Raw genomic sequence first — 16,156 nt, forward strand, 5'->3', positions numbered from 1 at the left:
GAAGCTTTGGCTCAGGTCGCTGCGTCAGAAAGCCGTGCTAGGGTTTCTTCCTTCCCAAGCACAAGCATCATATCAAAAACCGAAGGTGTTACTGCCCGACCTGCCAATACCGCCCGCAAGGGGCCAGCCAACTTGCCAAACTTAACCCCGTTCGTTTCAGCGAACGAATTCAGGGCCTCCTCCAGTTCATTTCGTGTCCAGCTAACATTTTGCACGTGCGGCGTCAATTCTTTCAGTATACCATCGGATACTGAGCTAAGCGCTTTAGCGGCTTTCTCATCGGGCTCGATTGGGCGAGAAGTCAAAACAAAATGTGCTTTTTCAAGAAGTTCCGGGAAGGTGCGGGCCCGATCCTTGAGGCAATACATCGCACGTTCCAGATCACTGGATTGTGTGTCGGTTAGTACCGGCAGATCGGCTGCTACCAGATAAGCCTCGATCTCTTGCCGCAATGCAGCATCGTCGGAAATGGCAATGTGCTGACCACAAAGATTTTCCAGTTTTTTCAAGTCGAAACGTGCCGGGCTTTTGCCGATTCCGTCCAGGTCGAACCACTCTTTGGCTTGCTCGTCCGTAAAGAACTCGTCATCGCCGTGGCTCCAGCCCAACCTCGCCAAATAGTTGCGCATTCCAGCAGCGGGATAACCCATTGCCTGATATTCCTGCGCACCCAACGCACCGTGGCGCTTGGACAGTTTTTTGCCATCCGGTCCGTGAATCAGGGGAATATGAGCCCAAACAGGGACGTCCCACCCCATCGCTTCGTAGATCATCATCTGACGCGCGGCATTGTTCAGGTGATCATCGCCACGAATGACGTGTGTCACACCCATATCGTGGTCATCGACCACGACAGCCAGCATGTAGACCGGAGTTCCATCCGAGCGCAGCAAGATCATATCGTCCAGTTGGTCGTTGCGGATGGTTACGTCGCCCTGAACCTGATCACGGATTACCGTGGCTCCGTCCTGCGGCGCCTTGATGCGGATCACATAAGGTGCGTCAGGATGGGTTGCCGGATCAGCATCACGCCATGGGCTACGGAACAGAGTTGATTTGCCTTCCGCGCGGGCCTGTTCACGGAATGCAGCGATCTCTTCCTGTGTGGAAAAACACTTGTAGGCCTTGCCTTCTGCCAGCAACTGATGTGCGACCTCGGCGTGGCGGGTCGCCCCTTCGAATTGGCTGATGACGTCACCGTCGTGGTCCAGCCCCAACCATTCCATGCCCTGCAGGATGGCTGCAGTTGCCTCGGGCGTAGACCGTTCCCGATCGGTGTCTTCAATCCGCAGAAGGAACTTACCGCCGCGCCCACGAGCGTAGAGCCAATTGAACAGCGCAGTACGCGCGCCGCCAATGTGCAAGAAACCGGTGGGCGAGGGTGCAAAGCGGGTGACGACCTGATCGGACATTGTGAGGATTAACCTTTTGGTAACCGTGACTGGCTTAGTTTGGCGCCTGTCTAACGAGCCGGAAGGACGGGGGCAACCATGCGTGTTCTGGCACGGGTCGAGGCGGCATTGCTGAACCAGACCGGATATTTGTTTCAATGGGCTCCGGTATGTATGGCGATAGGCATAGGATTGTACTTTAGCCTACGTTTTGAACCAGATTGGCGGATCTATGTGGGGCTTGTTGCCTTAACTTTGATAGCTTCGCTCCTAGGGCGATTTCTTTCATCGGGTTGGGCTTCGTTAGCAGCGGGGGTGGCTCTGGTCGCTGTCGGGTTCGTGTTGGCGGGCGCGCGAGCCCACTCCATGGCTGAGCCAGTGCTTTCTTGGCGCTATTACGGTCCTGTCGAAGGGCGCATTGTTGCGATGGATCGCTCCGCTTCTGACGCTTTACGGATCACGTTGGATCAGGTGCGAATGGGAGATGTTCCCGCAGAACGCCGACCGCAACGCGTGCGCCTCTCGTTGCATGGCGGAGGTGCTTCGTTGGCACCAGGGCAACGGATTATGACAACTGGACATCTTTCGCCCCCGCAGGGGCCGGTCGAGCCTGGCGGTTTCGATTTTCGCCGTCACGCGTGGTTTCAGCGCTTGGGTGCAGTAGGCTATACGCGCGTTCCCGTTATGACGATTGCCTCCGCTGATCACGGCGTCGAAGGCGTTCGGGTTACTGCGTGGCGGATGGCGATCTCTGAAAGAGTTCGGGCAATCCTGTCCGGAGAGGTTGGCGGCTTCGCCGCAGCGGTCACGACTGGTGATCGCAGCGGGATGGGGCAGGCTACATTAAAGTCCCTCAGGGCATCGAACCTTGCTCACTTGCTTGCGATTTCTGGTTTGCACATGGGGCTGTTGACCGGGTTTGTCTATCTGGTCTTCAGATTAGCTTTGTCGGCCATTCCTGCTGTGGCATTGCGTTTGCCTGTACGAAAGCTTGCAGCGCTCTGCGCGCTTACAGCTGCCGTAATCTATCTGTTGCTGTCTGGCGGGAACGTGGCCACGGAACGAGCATTTGTGATGGTCAGTGTGATGTTCGGGGCCATTTTAATCGATCGCCGCGCAATATCTCTGCGAGCTGTGGCAGTTGCGGCATTGGTTGTTCTGGTGCTTCGCCCTGAGACCCTGTTGAGCCCGGGTTTCCAAATGTCTTTTGCCGCGACTACTGCTCTTGTTGCGGTCTTTGGGGCACTAAGAGACTTCGGCCCGATGCCGGGGCCAAAATGGTTAAAGCCGGTATTAGGCCTGTTGCTTTCCTCCGCCATAGCAGGGCTCGCCACGGCGCCGATCGGAGCGGCTCATTTCAATACGATGTCCCATTACGGGTTGCTGGCAAACATGCTTTCTGTGCCGGTAATGGGCACAATTGTCGTACCGTCTGCGGTGGTCGCGGCGCTCTTGGCCCCGTTCGGTTTAGAAGAACTGGCTCTTAAGGTCATGGGTCTTGGGTTAAGGTGGATTATGACCGTTTCCGAATGGGTTTCTGGCCTAGTCGGAGCGCAGGGTTATGTCGTCAGCCCGCCACATTTTGTTTTGCCGATGTTCGCCCTTGGTGCCTTATGGGTGGCACTTTGGCGAGGTAGAATGAAATGGATGGGGTGTTTGCCAGTCGTTGCGGCTTTTTTGTTGTGGGGGCAAGGGCACCGTCCTGACGTGCTGATCGCTGAATCTGGCGGTCTTGTCGGAGTTATGACAGAGCACGGGCGGGCACTCAGCAAGAAGAAGGGCAGTGGGTTTGTCGCGACCGTCTGGCTGGAAAACGACGGCGACGGTGTAGACCAAGCTAAAGCGGCGTATCGATGGCCAAAGGGACAGGATTCCATCCCACGTTTTGTCTGGCACGGTACAGAATTGGTCCACATAACCGGAACGCGCGTGGCGCAAGACTTCAACGAATGCGTCGCGGATCAGATCATTGTGTCTTCGGTTGCTTTGGAACTGAGTGGAGACTGCGGCGTTTATGATCCTGAACGCCTAACCGAAACAGGCAGTCTGTCGCTAACGGACGGTCGCGTTACAACCAGCAGGGATTTCATTGGAAGTAGATTGTGGTCCCCGATATCCAACGCGAACCACGCTTTCAAAGAAGATCAGTAGCTGCGGATCAAGCCAACCAGCCGCCCTTGTATTTTAACTTTGTCCTCAGGAAGAACACGGGTTTCGTACACTGGGTTTGCAGCCTCAAGAGCGATGGCGTTTCCCCGGCGGAAAAAGCGCTTCAGAGTTGCTTCTTGATCTTCGACCAGCGCAACTACGATATCACCATTGTCTGCAACTTTGGTCTCCCGAATGACAACAACGTCACCGTCATTGATGCCAGCATCGATCATTGAGTCACCGCGCACTTCCAACGCGTAATGCTCACCTTTGCCTGAAACCATACTGCCCGGAACCGCGACGCGGTGAGAGACATGACTTATCGCTTCTATCGGAACACCCGCGGCGATGCGGCCCATAACCGGCAGTTCTAGTGCGTCGACTGTAACCGGCTCAAAGTTCGCCGGGCGCTGACCCTCAGGTTTGTCGCCCTCGATTACGCGAGGTTTGAACGCGGCAGTAGGTTCTCCTCCCAAACTCTCGGGGAGTTTCACAATTTCTATCGCACGGGCGCGATGGGCAAGGCGACGGATAAAGCCTCGTTCTTCTAGCGCTGTGATTAGGCGGTGGATGCCGGATTTTGATCTTAGATCCAGCGCGGCTTTCATTTCGTCGAAACTAGGCGGAACGCCGTCCGCCTGAACGCGTTTGTGGATGAATTCCAACAAATCCAACTGTTTCTTGGTCAGCATTGCTCACACCTCGTCGGTCATGCGTTTTCTTTTGTTCTACGCTTGTTCACGTTTTGTGTCAACGGGTTTGAGGGCTGTCTAGATCGGCAAGAAGAACACCAGATCGCCGGTGGAGCGTTCGGGATCATGCGGTTCACGCACCAAAAGGGCGTTCGCCTGAGCTAGAACACTCAATAGCGAGCTGTCCTGATCTGCGCAGGCGCGAATTCCGTCAGCGTCAATGATTGCACGCATATAGTGCTCGCGCGGACCGTTTTTGCCGATCGGGGCGGCTAGCCGAGCACTTTGAAAGGGTGTCAAAACTTGTTCAGTGCCCAGCATTTTGCGCAGCATGGGCAGCAAGAAGAGGTAGCCGCAAACCATTGCGCTTACGGGATTTCCCGGCAATCCGACCATTGCCGCGTCACCCAGACGTCCGGCCATCAAAGGTTTACCTGGACGCATTCGGATCTTGTAAAAAGAACGCTCCATCCCCAGGCTTTGCGAGACATCTGCGACCAAATCATATTCACCAACAGATGCACCGCCGATGGTCACAACCAGATCGGCACCCTTGGCCAATTCGAATGCCGTTTCCAACGAAGCAACTGTATCGCGTGCTATTGGCAAAATGCGAACGTGAGCCCCTGCGTTTTCAAGCATTGCTTTTAGGCCAAAGGTATTCGACGCGATGATCTGATCCGGGCCCGGAGTTTCTCCCGGCATGACCAATTCGTCTCCGGTCGAGATCAAAGCGACAACCGGTTTACGTGTCACGGGTACGTTGGCAATGTTCATCGCGGCCATCAAGGCGACGTCTTCCGGGCGTAAAATACGTGGTGCAGAGATTGTGGTGCCGGACTTAAAGTCGATCCCAGCAGGGCGAATGTTAGTCTTAGGGCCGGGTTCGTCAGAAATCGCTATCAGATCTCCGCGTCGTTCAGTGTCTTCTTGAATGACAACAAAGTCAGCGCCATCCGGCACAGGTGCTCCGGTGAAAATACGCACGGCTTGACCGGGTCCAACACTTCCAACAAAGCGACGACCGGCAGCGGACTCACCGATCACCTTGAACATTGCGTGCAGTTCGACTTCGGTCGCCTTCAATGCATAGCCATCCATTGAAGACGCAGCAAAAGGCGGTTGATTGCGGGTGGCACTAACTTCCTGTGCCAACACTCGCCCGGCCGCTTCAATCAGTGGAACGGTCTCGGTATCAAGTGTGGATACAAGATCAAACAGCAGCGCCCGGGCGTCTTCGACCGTAATCATTTCGCTTCGTAACGTCCTGATTTACCGCCATCTTTCAGCAAAACGCGTATTCCGCCAATCTCCATCGCCTTGTCCACGGCTTTGGTCATGTCATAGACGGTCAGCGCAGCAGTTGAGGCAGCGGTCAAAGCTTCCATTTCAACACCAGTCTGCCCGGAGGTTTTTACAGTCGCCTCAATCTGAACGCCCGGAAGGTCGGGGTCCAAAGTCAATTCCACTGCAACTTTCGTGACCGGCAAGGGGTGGCACAGCGGGATAAGGTCAGGTGTTTTCTTGGCCCCCATGATGCCCGCCAAACGGGCCACACCCAGAACGTCGCCTTTTTTGGCGCGCCCTTCTGAAATCAGGTCGAATGTTTCTTGCGCCATCTTAATATGGCCTGCGGCCACTGCGACCCGGTCGGTAACAGCCTTGTCCGAGACATCGACCATATGCGCCTGTCCCTGAGCATCAAAATGGGTAAGCGGCATTACATCCCTCCGGGGATCAACGGGTTGGCCAAAAGATGGCGAGTTGCCCTGGCAACGTCATCCTGGCGCATCAAGCTTTCACCGATCAGGAAGCAGCGTGCTCCGTATCGGGCAATGTCAGCCAAATCTGCGGGCGCGCTTAGTCCGCTTTCACAAACAATAGTTCTGTCACCGGGCACCAGTTTCGAAAGCCGCCGAGTAGTATCAAGCGTAGTCTCGAAAGTCTTGAGATTACGGTTGTTTATCCCGATCAGAGGGCTTTTCAGATGTGTTGCGCGTTCCAACTCGGCCTCATCATGTACTTCGATCAGAACGTCCATACCCCAGTCGAACGCTGTTTGCTCGAGTTCGGCGGCCTGATCGTCACTGACCGAGGCCATGATGATCAAAATACAGTCCGCTCCCAAAGCGCGTGCTTCGATGACCTGATATGGGTCGTACATGAAATCCTTGCGCAAGGCGGGTAAAGAGGTAGCGGCGCGGGCTGCGGTCAGGTATTCCTTGGCGCCCTGAAAGCTGGGTGTGTCTGTCAGCACGGAAAGACAGGCGGCGCCTCCTTCTTCATAGGCCTGGGCCAGAATCGGTGGATCAAAGTCGGGACGGATCAGCCCTTTGGAAGGGCTGGCCTTTTTGACTTCGGCGATCAGACCGTATCCCCTACGTGCAGCTTTTTGCAGAGCTTCGGCAAATCCGCGCACCTCAGGGGCGTTTCTCGCGTCGTTTTCCAAGAGATCCAGAGACTTTTGCGCCTTATCAGCGGCAACTTCTTCAAGTTTGTAGGCTTTGATCTTGTCTAGTACCGTCTCTGTCATGCGGCCTCCTGCGTAATTCGGGCCAATGCCGCGATTTTTTCTTTGGCTCTTCCGCTGTCGATGCTCTCTACAGCTTGGGCTACACCATCCTTCAGGTCACTGGCGGCATCGGCAACAACCAACGCAGCTGCAGAGTTTAGCAGAACGGCATCTCGGTAAGCGGAAGATTCGCCATTCAGCAGCGCCCGGAACGCGACGGCGTTCTCTTCTGGTGTGCCCCCGACAATATCTTCGAATGGATGCACAGGAAGCCCGGCATCTTCGGGGTGGAGCTCAACCTCTTTAACCACGCCGTCTTCCAAAGATGCCACCCAGCTGATGCCTGTGATCGTCAGCTCATCGGTGCCATCGGAACCATGCACCAACCAAGCATGCTCGGAACCCAAAATGCCTAGTGTTTCTGCCATCGGCCTGATCAGGTCTCGGCTGAACGCTCCTGTCAATTGGCGCTTGACGCCTGCCGGGTTTGTCAGCGGGCCGAGGATGTTAAAGATAGTGCGAGTGCCCAGCTCTGATCGTGTTGGCATGACATGCGCGGTTGCCGGGTGGTGCATCGGCGCCATCATAAAGCCGATCCCGGCTTCATTTAGCGCACGTTCTACAACCGCAGGTCCAACCATTACATCAATACCCATCTGGGATTGCAGATCAGCAGTACCGGATTTCGAACTTAAGTTGCGATTCCCATGTTTGGCGACGGTGACACCCGCGCCGGCGACGACAAAGGCCGTCGCAGTCGAGATATTCAGCGTGTTCTTGCCGTCTCCGCCAGTCCCCACGATGTCCATCGCGCCAGCCGGAGCTTTGACGGGGTTGCACTTTGCGCGCATGACAGCGGCCGCGGCCGCGTATTCATCGACAGTTTCTCCTCTGGTGCGCAGCGCCATCAAAAGCCCGCCGATCTGGCTGGGTGTGGCTTCGCCTTCAAATAGAATGCCAAAGGCCTGCTCAGCCTCGGCCCGACTCAGCGGTCGATCGGCTGCGGCCCCGATCAACGGTTTCAGAGCATCGCTCATGCAGGAACTTTCATTTCGGACAGGAAATTCTTGAGCAGGGCATGGCCGTGCTCAGAAGCGATAGATTCCGGATGGAACTGAACGCCGTGAATTGGCAGCTCTTTGTGTTGCAGGCCCATGATTGTGCCGTCTTCTAGCTCTGCCGTTATTTCAAGGCAGTCAGGCAATGTTTTGGGATCGACCACCAGTGAATGATAGCGGGTCGCCTCAAACGGTGAGGGCAGCCCGGCAAACACACCTTTGCCGGTGTGGTGCATTGTCCCCATTTTGCCATGAACGATCTCATGGCAACGAATGACGTCTCCACCAAACGCTTGTCCGATGGTCTGATGCCCAAGACAAACACCCAATAAGGGTGTTTTGGTTTCGGCGGCCGCTTGGGTCAGGGCCAGGCATATGCCGGCCTGATCCGGATCGCAGGGGCCGGGGCTAAGCAGGATACCCTCAGGGTTCATTGCCATGGCTTCCTGAACATCCAGCGCATCATTTCGCCGAATGACCATTTCGGCGCCAAGCTCGCCTAAGTAGTGTACCAGGTTGTAGGTAAACGAGTCGTAGTTGTCGATCAGCAGCAGCATTTGGGCACTTGTCTCGGATTGGGCATTTCGGACTGGCGATACAGCCCCTAGCCACGATATAATGTCGGGACATACATGCTCAGGCTTGTGCGGCAGCGTCAAGGGGACATCCCGTTCTTGGCGCCGTCGTAAGTGAATGCCGCAGCAGACGGTACACAGGCGATAGATACAGGGCTCAGACGAGAGGCAAAAGTAATGGGCGGATTTCTCGGTGGAGTGATCGTGGGAACGATCGTGGTAGTTGTGTTGGGCGCGGTGCTGTCCATGAACACACCGCTGACCAAAAAGCCGGATTTGACAGTCTTGGCTCCCGAGCCGGCACCGTTAGAGGCGCCGGAACAGACTGCAACCGCAACAGAGTCCGGCCCAGAGGCGGATTTGGTTGAACTGGCTCCGCGTGCGCCTGAAACTTCGGGCGGTGACACGGATACACTGGATGACCTTTCGGATGTAGAAACCAACGCCGGTGCGCAACCTCAGATCGCTGAGCCAACTGGTCAGGAGCAAGCTCCGGATGTCGATGGCTCGACCGAGGTAGTTGTCTCGACCGAAGCCCCAATCGCTCCGCAAGCGCCGCCATCAGGACAAGCTGCTCCTGAAGGCGAAGCATTGCCAGAGGTGTCTTTGTCTGTTCCTGAACCCACGGCGGAAGAACTTCAGCCGACAACCGCAGAGATCAGCACGCAGTCTGAGTCGGCGTCTCAAGAAACCTTGACCCTGACTGAACCACCTGCCGAACCGACGACTTCTGAGGTAGAGGTTGAGCCTGAGCCATCGGTGCAGGACGTTGCCGAAGCTGAGCCTCAGCAAGATATCGATAGGACGGATTCAGAGGTGAATCCTTTCGTAGACAGCCCAATCGCAGTCGAAGGAGACGAGGACACCGCTCCGCGCAATTTGCCTCGAATCGCGTCCGTTCCGCAGATTGGCGGTGAAGCGGAAGCAAGCGAAGAGCTAACCGTCGGAACGCGGGTGGTCCCACTGACCGAACGTGATTCAACTCAAGTGCAGACGGTAGCAACCAACGTTGTACCAGGTAAACCAATCGAGGCTTACGCAGCCAAGTTTGAGAACCCCGAATCCAAACCTCTAATGTCGATTATCTTGATCGACGATGAAGGCGCATACGGGGCTGAGGCCCTTCAGGATTTTCCATACCCTTTGACGTTTGCGGTTAGCCCATCTGATCCTCAGGCTGCAGAGAAAATGATCCGTCATCGCAAGGCTGGTTTTGAAGTACTGGCATTGGCAGATCTGCCTGAGGCCGCGAGCGCTCAGGATGCTGAGGTGTCTTTGGCCGTTTGGCTGGATACCCTCCCGGAAACTGTCGGAATCCTCGAAGGGGTAGGTTCAGGAATTCAGGGCAATCGCAAGCTTGCCGACCAAGTCGCAGCAATTGCCGCTGGGACGGGGCGCGGACTGGTTACTCAGGATAATGGTCTGAACACGGTGCAAAAGCTGGCAGCGCGGAACGGTGTGCCGTCGGGAGTGATTTTCCGGGATATCGATGGTGCGCGCCAGGATCCCAAGATCATGCGGAGGTTCCTGGATCAAGCTGCATTCAGAGCTGGTCAGGAAGGCACAGTGGTGATGCTGGGACGGCTACGCCCAGATACAATCTCAGCTCTACTGTTGTGGGGATTAGAGGATCGGGGTGGCCGTGTGGCCATGGCGCCGATTTCAGCTGTGATGATGAAAGAGGTTCAGTGAACGCTGAACCAAAAAAGGCTGGCCTAAAAGGCCAGCCGATATCCTTACGAATTCCCTGAACCCGTGAACCGAGCCGCATCTGCGGCGGCACGCCGAATAGCGTTCGATTTGTGGACGGTTTCCATGTATTCGGCTTCTGGATCGCTGTCGTAAACGACGCCCCCACCAGCCTGGATGTATAGTTTGTGGTCTTTCACAATGGCTGTACGAAGCGCAATGCACATATCCATGTCTCCGCCTGCGCTGAAGTAACCAACGCCACCGCCGTACACCCCCCTTTTTTCGGGTTCGAGCTCGTCGATGATTTCCATGGCTCGGACCTTGGGTGCGCCCGAAACGGTGCCTGCAGGCATCCCGGCAAAGAAGGCGTCCAACGAGTCTTTGTCTTCGGCGAGTTCACCCACCACGTTTGAAACGATATGCATCACATGGCTGTAGCGTTCGATAATGAACTCTTCGGTCGGGCGCACAGTGCCGATCTTTGACACACGGCCGGTATCGTTGCGCCCAAGATCCAGCAGCATCAGATGCTCGGCTAACTCTTTCTTGTCGGCCAGCAAATCGACTTCGTTGGCCTTGTCCTCTTCGGGCGTTGCGCCGCGCGGACGGGTACCTGCGATTGGGCGGATCGTGACTTCATTACCAAAGACACGCACGAGGATCTCGGGGCTTGCTCCGACAACCTGAAAGCCACCAAAGTTGAAATAGAACATGAATGGTGAAGGGTTGGTGCGTCGAAGCGATCGATACAGCGCGAACGGGGGCAACGGAAAGTCTTGCGTCCAGCGCTGTGCCGGGACGACCTGAAAGATATCACCAGCGCGGATGTATTCTTTGGCCTTCTCGACCGCTTCCATATAGCCGGACTTGGTAAAATTCGAAACCGGGGGAGCAACCTCAGATGCGTCGCCCAGATCACGGGATTCAGCTGGCATAGCCCGTTCCAGATCGCGCACAGCGTCCATGACGCGCTCTGCCGCCTGAGCGTAGGCAGCCTTGGCTGATTGGCCTTCAGAAACCCAGGCAGGGGACACTACGGTCACCTCTCCCTTCACGCCGTCCAGAACTGCGATAACGGACGGGCGTAGCATGATCGCATCGGGCAGCCCCAGTGGATCAAGGTTTACGTCGGGCAAGTATTCAACCAACCTAACCATGTCATAACCCAGATACCCAAACAGCCCCGCAGCCGCCTGTGGCAGATCGTCGGGTAGCTCGATCCGGCTTTCGGCTAGCAATGCGCGCAGGTTATCCATCGGGTTGCCGTCCTGCGCGGAAAACGCCTCGGCGTCGAACCGTGCGGAACGGTTAATCTCGGAAGTCTCGCTGCGGCAGCGCCAGATGAGGTCCGGTTTCATCCCGATTATCGAATACCGACCGCGAATTTCGCCACCGGTCACCGATTCCAACATGAACGCGTCTTTTTGTGCGCCAGTCAGCTTTAGCATCAGGGATACAGGCGTATCCAGGTCAGCGGCCAAGCGGGTGTAGACGACCTGATTTTCGCCCGCGTCGTACGCGCGGGCGAAACTGTCAAACTCGGGAGTCAGGGCCATTTTCGGTCTCTTTTAATAGTTTGACTGCACGGCGTTCAGCGCGCGTTGATCAATGACGGGGCGCGCGCGGGTTTGAGCGTCGCGCACGTAAGCGTCAAAAATGTTCTGTGCGAGCGCCTGATCCAGCTGCGCCTCAAGAGCCTCTTGTGCCTGACGCAACTCGTCTGTTTCGGCGGGCGGCAGCATTTCATCCAGCCGTACAATAAACGCCGCGCCAGCACCCGGGACAACGCGCAGATCACCAAGGTCCATTTCAAAGACCTGGTTCATGAAGTCCGTCGGTACGTCGTCTAAGAAAGCGGTACGGGTCAGGGCGTTCTCGACACGGAAGGGTAGTTCAGTGGCGGTAAAGTCACCTTCGGCATTCAATTGCTCCGACACCGTATTTGCGTGTTCTTCTAAGGCTTTGTTGGTTTCAGCCAATGTCCACGCAGCAACGACGCGGTCGCGCGCAGTTTCCAGAGGCTCGGGGCGACGCGGTAGTGTTTCCTCAAGGCGGAGAGCGAAGATTGAGCCGTCTTCTAGGAATGCGACTTCGGGGAAGTCACCTTCGTTTACAGCTTGGGCTGCGGTGCGGAACCCTTCATACGCGGCCACACCATCTTGGTTCTGGTTGGTCCAATCGATCTGACCCAACTCCATTTCGGTTTCATCGGTCAGTTCTTCCAGAGTGGCACCACCGGCGAGCAGGTCGTTGATGTCTTCGGCCTGTGCTTCGATTTGGCGGCGCGCCCGTTCAGCGGCCAGTTCCTCGCGCAGGGCAGGGGCCGCGTCTTCGAACGGAGTGTTGTTTTCGGCCAACGAGCCATTGATGCGGAACAAGGCCGGGCCAAAAGTAGAGGGCAGCGGGCCAACGACAGTGTCGAGATCCGCAGCAAAAACGGCATCGGCTGCTTCACCCAAGTCTTCTCGGGTGACATCTCCAAGATCGATATCACTCAACTCAAGCTGACGGTCTCTTACCAGTTGCTCGAAAGATGTTCCGCCAACCTCAAGCTGCGCCTTTGCGCTTTGGGCGGCTTCTTGGCTGGGGTAAGTCAGACGCTCGATCAAGCGGCGTTCGGGCTGCTGGAATTCTTCTGCGCGCTGATCGAAAAGGCGACGGACAGAATCTTCATCAACCTCAACGCTTTCCAACAACATCTCGGGCGAAAGGATTGCGTAAGTCAGTCGCTTGGTGCGGGGCAGGGTGAACTGGTCGGCGTTTTCTTCGTAATAGGCCTGTACTTGTTCATCCGTCGGAGCAGGAACAGGTGTGGGCAGAGCTTCAGAAGTAACTGTCGCGACGGTAAAGCTGCGGCGCGCGCCCACGTAATCAGTCAAAACCTGCGTTAGGATCGAAGGCATCTCGACGCCGCTGACCACAGCGTCCTGCACAATTGTGCGTGAGGATTCTTTGCGCAGATCCGATTCGAACTGAGTGTCAGTCATCCCAGCCTGATCTAGCTGAAACTGATAGGCCTCGCGGTCGAAAGTGCCGTTAACGCCTTGAAATGCCGGAATAGCCACGATTTCCTTTTGCAGGTTTTCATCCCCGATCGAGATACCCAGTTCACCGACCTCATTATCTAGCGCTGCCAAAGCTGTAAGGCGCGACAAGGCGAGACGGTCCAAGCCAAATTCGTGGGCTTGCGACATTTGCAAGGGCTGACCTGTCTGGCTTTCTACGGCGCGGATTTCACGTTGCAACTCGCGGACATATTCATCGATCGAAACATCTTCGTTTCCGACCTGAGCGACGGTACGCACTGTACCCGTTAGGCTGGTTGCGCCGAACCCGGCTAGGCCCAGCATCAATAGGCCCATGAGAATCCAGACAAAGGTCTTCGAAAGGTTTTTCATGCCTGCGGCCATGGTGCCCTCTTATTCTTTGGCAATTAACTGCCCTGTCGGTTGCGGCCCTGAATACGACGCGCACCGCCGAGGGGCAAGCTCAGAAGGACAAACCCTGTAGCCGTTCGAACAATTGTTCAATTCCCGCGCGGTCAAGATTGGCGAATGCAACTCGAACCTGGCGTTTTCCGGCCGGGTCGTTTTCGGGCATGAACATGGTGCCTGGCAGTAGAAGAACTCCGGCTTCTCGCACCAATCGGCGGGCCAATTCGTCCGATGGGAAATCGAACGGATGTTCGAAATAGGCGAAATACGCGCCCAGCCCTAACAGGCGCCACCCCTTGCTTGTCAGCTTTGGTAACTGTTCTTCAATCGCGGCGCGGCGGTCGAGGATTTCGTCTCGTTCGCACGCCACCCATTGCGACAGATTCTGCATACCCCAAAGAGCAGCGTGTTGGCCGATCTGCCCGGGACAGATTGCTACCGTGTCCAGGAACTTTTCGATCTCGGCCAAGAGATCAACTCCGGTTGCGATCGCACCAACGCGATGGCCGGTCAACCGATAAGCCTTCGAAAAGGAATAGAGGTGAACGAGTGTTCCCTCCCAGCCCGTTTGGCTGAACAGGTCGTGAGGAGGGCCGCTGCGGCTATCAAAGTCCCGGTAGGTTTCGTCCACCAACAGCTTGATACCGTTCTCTAGTGCCAGCTCGTAGAAGGCGCGCACCAGATCGGCTGGGTATTCAACGCCTCCCGGATTGTTCGGAGTGACCAAAGCAATAGCGCGGGTTTTATCGGTAACAAGGGCTCGAGCGGCCTCAGGGTCAGGCAACAGGTCATCGCCGGTTTTCAGGTCAACAGCTCTAACTCCGCTCATGTCCAACCACATTTTATGATTGAAATACCAAGGAGTTGGCAGGATGACCTCGTCACCTTCATCAGTGATTGCCGAAATCGTTGCGGCAAAAGCTTGATTGCAGCCCGATGTAATCGCGACTTGCTCCGCAGAAACTTGCGCGTCGTAGTGCTGACCAATCTGGTGCGCAAGTTCAGTCCGCAGGTCACTATTGCCAAGCACCGGCCCGTATAAATGAGCCTCGTCCTTGTTTACAGCAAAGTCCGCTATGGCTTGCCGCAATGCTAAGGGCGGTGGATCAACCGGGGCTGCTTGGCTGACATTGATTAGCGGGCGGTCTTCTGGAAAGACCACGCCCTCTAGCCAGCGCCGCGCCTCCATCACCGGAGGGGCGAAGGTGGCGGCAGTGCGTGTCTGAGTCATGCGTGGTCTCTGGCTTTGTAAAGAAGTGTGTCAGTCGGTGCCGCGGTAAGGCTCGACATATTGCAATGCCATGTCCCACGGGAAGAAGATCCAAGTGTCTTGGCTGACTTCTGTGATGAATGTATTCACCATCGGCCGACCTTTAGGTTTGGCGTAAACCGTTGCGAAATGCGCTTTGGGATACATTGCGCGTACCAGTTCCAGCGTTTTGCCACTGTCGACAAGGTCATCAATGATCAGCACGCCCTCACCATCGCCCATCAGACCTGCGTCTGGGGCCTTCAGAACCTCAGCTTCGCCTTGTGCTTGGTGGTGGTAGGAGCGGACACTGATCGTATCGACGGTGCGAATATCCAGTTCACGGCTGACGATCATTGCGGGCGCCATACCGCCACGAGTGATCGCGACAACGGCACGCCAAGCGCCGTCGTCCGGGCCTTGACCGTCCAACCGCCACGCCAAAGCGCGTGAGTCGCGGTGAATTTGATCCCAGCTGATGTGAAACCCTTTTTCGTGGGGCAGACGGTCTTTGGCGCTCATGACTTAACCCTTCTCTACGTCTGGGGCGTCGACGGCTTTCATGCCGACGATGTGATAACCCGAATCTACGTGCAGATTCTCACCTGTAACGCCGCTGCTAAGGTCAGACAGAAGATAAAGCGCCGACTTGCCAACATCGTCGATAGTCACGTTGCGGCGTAAGGGCGAGTTATATTCGTTCCACTTCATAATGTAACGGAAGTCGCCAATCCCACTGGCTGCCAGTGTTTTGATCGGACCGGCAGAGATCGAGTTGACGCGGATGCCGTCTTTGCCCAGATCTTCGGCAAGGTATTTAACCGACGCTTCCAGCGCGGCCTTGGCAACGCCCATTACATTATAGTGCGGCATAACCTGCTCAGCACCGTAGTACGTCAGGGTAACTGCGCTTCCGCCTTCGGACATCATCTTCTCGGCACGTTGCATAACGGCAGTGAAGGAATAAACCGAAACATCCATGGTCAGCTTGAAGTTTGCGCGGCTGGTATCGACATAGCGACCACGCAATTCATTCTTGTCGGAGAAGCCAATCGCGTGAACGATGAAGTCCAGCTTTCCCCATTTTTCTTCCAGCGAAGAGAACAGAGCATCGATCGATGCTTCGTCACTTACATCACAGGGCAGGACTACCTCGCTGCCTAGTTGTGCAGCGAGTGGGTCCACCCGCTTCTTTAGCGCATCGCCCTGATAGGAAAAGGCAAGCTCGGCTCCAGCTTCGGATAAAGCGCGGGCAATACCCCATGCGATCGATTTATCATTGGCCAGTCCCATGATGAGGCCGCGTTTTCCGGCCATCAACTGATTTGACATGTTCGGTTCTCCGCCTGTCTTCGCGTCATGTTGAGTTGGTTTATGCCATTGGATGAGTTGCATCAAGGCC

14 protein-coding genes are annotated in these 16,156 nt (G+C 56.0%); 2 read left to right on the forward strand and 12 right to left on the reverse strand.

Annotated elements, in window-relative coordinates:
* Positions 1-11 precede the first annotated feature (11 nt).
* Positions 12-1,412 carry a glutamate--tRNA ligase gene (gltX, locus tag ACR0EO_RS02610; RefSeq protein ID WP_480686865.1) on the reverse strand — a complete coding sequence of 467 codons (1,401 nt, stop codon included), beginning with the start codon at positions 1,410-1,412 and terminating at the stop codon, positions 12-14.
* A gap of 78 nt (positions 1,413-1,490) precedes the next feature.
* Between gltX and ACR0EO_RS02615 the strand changes: the two genes are divergently transcribed.
* Positions 1,491-3,542 carry a ComEC/Rec2 family competence protein gene (locus tag ACR0EO_RS02615; protein WP_480686866.1) on the forward strand — a complete coding sequence of 684 codons (2,052 nt, stop codon included), beginning with the start codon at positions 1,491-1,493 and terminating at the stop codon, positions 3,540-3,542.
* Here the strand turns inward: ACR0EO_RS02615 and lexA are convergent.
* The 6 genes from lexA to ACR0EO_RS02645 form a co-directional block, all read right to left on the reverse strand.
* Positions 3,536-4,234, reverse strand: coding sequence for a transcriptional repressor LexA (gene lexA / locus ACR0EO_RS02620; RefSeq protein ID WP_480686867.1), 699 nt, complete (start codon positions 4,232-4,234; stop codon positions 3,536-3,538). The two genes, ACR0EO_RS02615 and lexA, sit on opposite strands and share 7 nt — an antisense overlap.
* 78 nt (positions 4,235-4,312) lie before the next feature.
* Positions 4,313-5,485, reverse strand: coding sequence for a molybdopterin molybdotransferase MoeA (locus tag ACR0EO_RS02625; RefSeq protein WP_480686868.1), 1,173 nt, complete (start codon positions 5,483-5,485; stop codon positions 4,313-4,315).
* A complete protein-coding gene (moaC, locus tag ACR0EO_RS02630; RefSeq protein ID WP_480686869.1) occupies positions 5,482-5,955 on the reverse strand; it encodes a cyclic pyranopterin monophosphate synthase MoaC in 474 nt (157 codons plus the stop codon). Before moaC ends, ACR0EO_RS02625 begins: the two co-directional genes overlap by 4 nt.
* Positions 5,955-6,767, reverse strand: coding sequence for an indole-3-glycerol phosphate synthase TrpC (gene trpC / locus ACR0EO_RS02635; RefSeq protein ID WP_480686870.1), 813 nt, complete (start codon positions 6,765-6,767; stop codon positions 5,955-5,957). Before trpC ends, moaC begins: the two co-directional genes overlap by 1 nt.
* Positions 6,764-7,783 (reverse strand): anthranilate phosphoribosyltransferase, encoded by a 1,020-nt coding sequence (gene trpD / locus ACR0EO_RS02640; protein ID WP_480686871.1) that lies wholly within the window; start codon positions 7,781-7,783, stop codon positions 6,764-6,766. Before trpD ends, trpC begins: the two co-directional genes overlap by 4 nt.
* On the reverse strand, positions 7,780-8,361 hold the full coding sequence (locus ACR0EO_RS02645) for an anthranilate synthase component II (protein ID WP_480688217.1): 582 nt from the start codon (positions 8,359-8,361) through the stop codon (positions 7,780-7,782). Before ACR0EO_RS02645 ends, trpD begins: the two co-directional genes overlap by 4 nt.
* 195 nt (positions 8,362-8,556) lie before the next feature.
* Here ACR0EO_RS02645 and ACR0EO_RS02650 point away from each other — a divergent pair, with 195 nt between their 5' ends.
* Positions 8,557-10,071, forward strand: coding sequence for a divergent polysaccharide deacetylase family protein (locus ACR0EO_RS02650; RefSeq protein WP_480686872.1), 1,515 nt, complete (start codon positions 8,557-8,559; stop codon positions 10,069-10,071).
* 44 nt (positions 10,072-10,115) lie between these two features.
* Here ACR0EO_RS02650 and trpE read toward each other — a convergent pair whose 3' ends face one another.
* The 5 genes from trpE to fabI form a co-directional block, all read right to left on the reverse strand.
* Positions 10,116-11,627 (reverse strand): anthranilate synthase component I, encoded by a 1,512-nt coding sequence (gene trpE, locus ACR0EO_RS02655; RefSeq protein ID WP_480686873.1) that lies wholly within the window; start codon positions 11,625-11,627, stop codon positions 10,116-10,118.
* A gap of 12 nt (positions 11,628-11,639) precedes the next feature.
* The gene (locus ACR0EO_RS02660; RefSeq protein ID WP_480686874.1) at positions 11,640-13,481 is read right to left on the reverse strand and encodes a peptidyl-prolyl cis-trans isomerase; all 1,842 of its coding nucleotides are present in this window, start codon (positions 13,479-13,481) and stop codon (positions 11,640-11,642) included.
* A 79-nt stretch (positions 13,482-13,560) separates the two neighbouring features.
* The gene (locus tag ACR0EO_RS02665; RefSeq protein WP_480686875.1) at positions 13,561-14,736 is read right to left on the reverse strand and encodes an aminotransferase; all 1,176 of its coding nucleotides are present in this window, start codon (positions 14,734-14,736) and stop codon (positions 13,561-13,563) included.
* Positions 14,737-14,766: 30 nt separating this feature from the next.
* The gene (gpt, locus tag ACR0EO_RS02670) at positions 14,767-15,276 is read right to left on the reverse strand and encodes a xanthine phosphoribosyltransferase (protein ID WP_480686876.1); all 510 of its coding nucleotides are present in this window, start codon (positions 15,274-15,276) and stop codon (positions 14,767-14,769) included.
* 3 nt (positions 15,277-15,279) lie between these two features.
* Entirely contained in the window at positions 15,280-16,086 is an 807-nt protein-coding gene (gene fabI, locus ACR0EO_RS02675; RefSeq protein ID WP_480686877.1) for an enoyl-ACP reductase FabI, read from the reverse strand.
* Positions 16,087-16,156 lie beyond the last annotated feature (70 nt).

The sequence above is a fragment of the Ruegeria sp. BE9 genome (assembly GCF_056538765.1).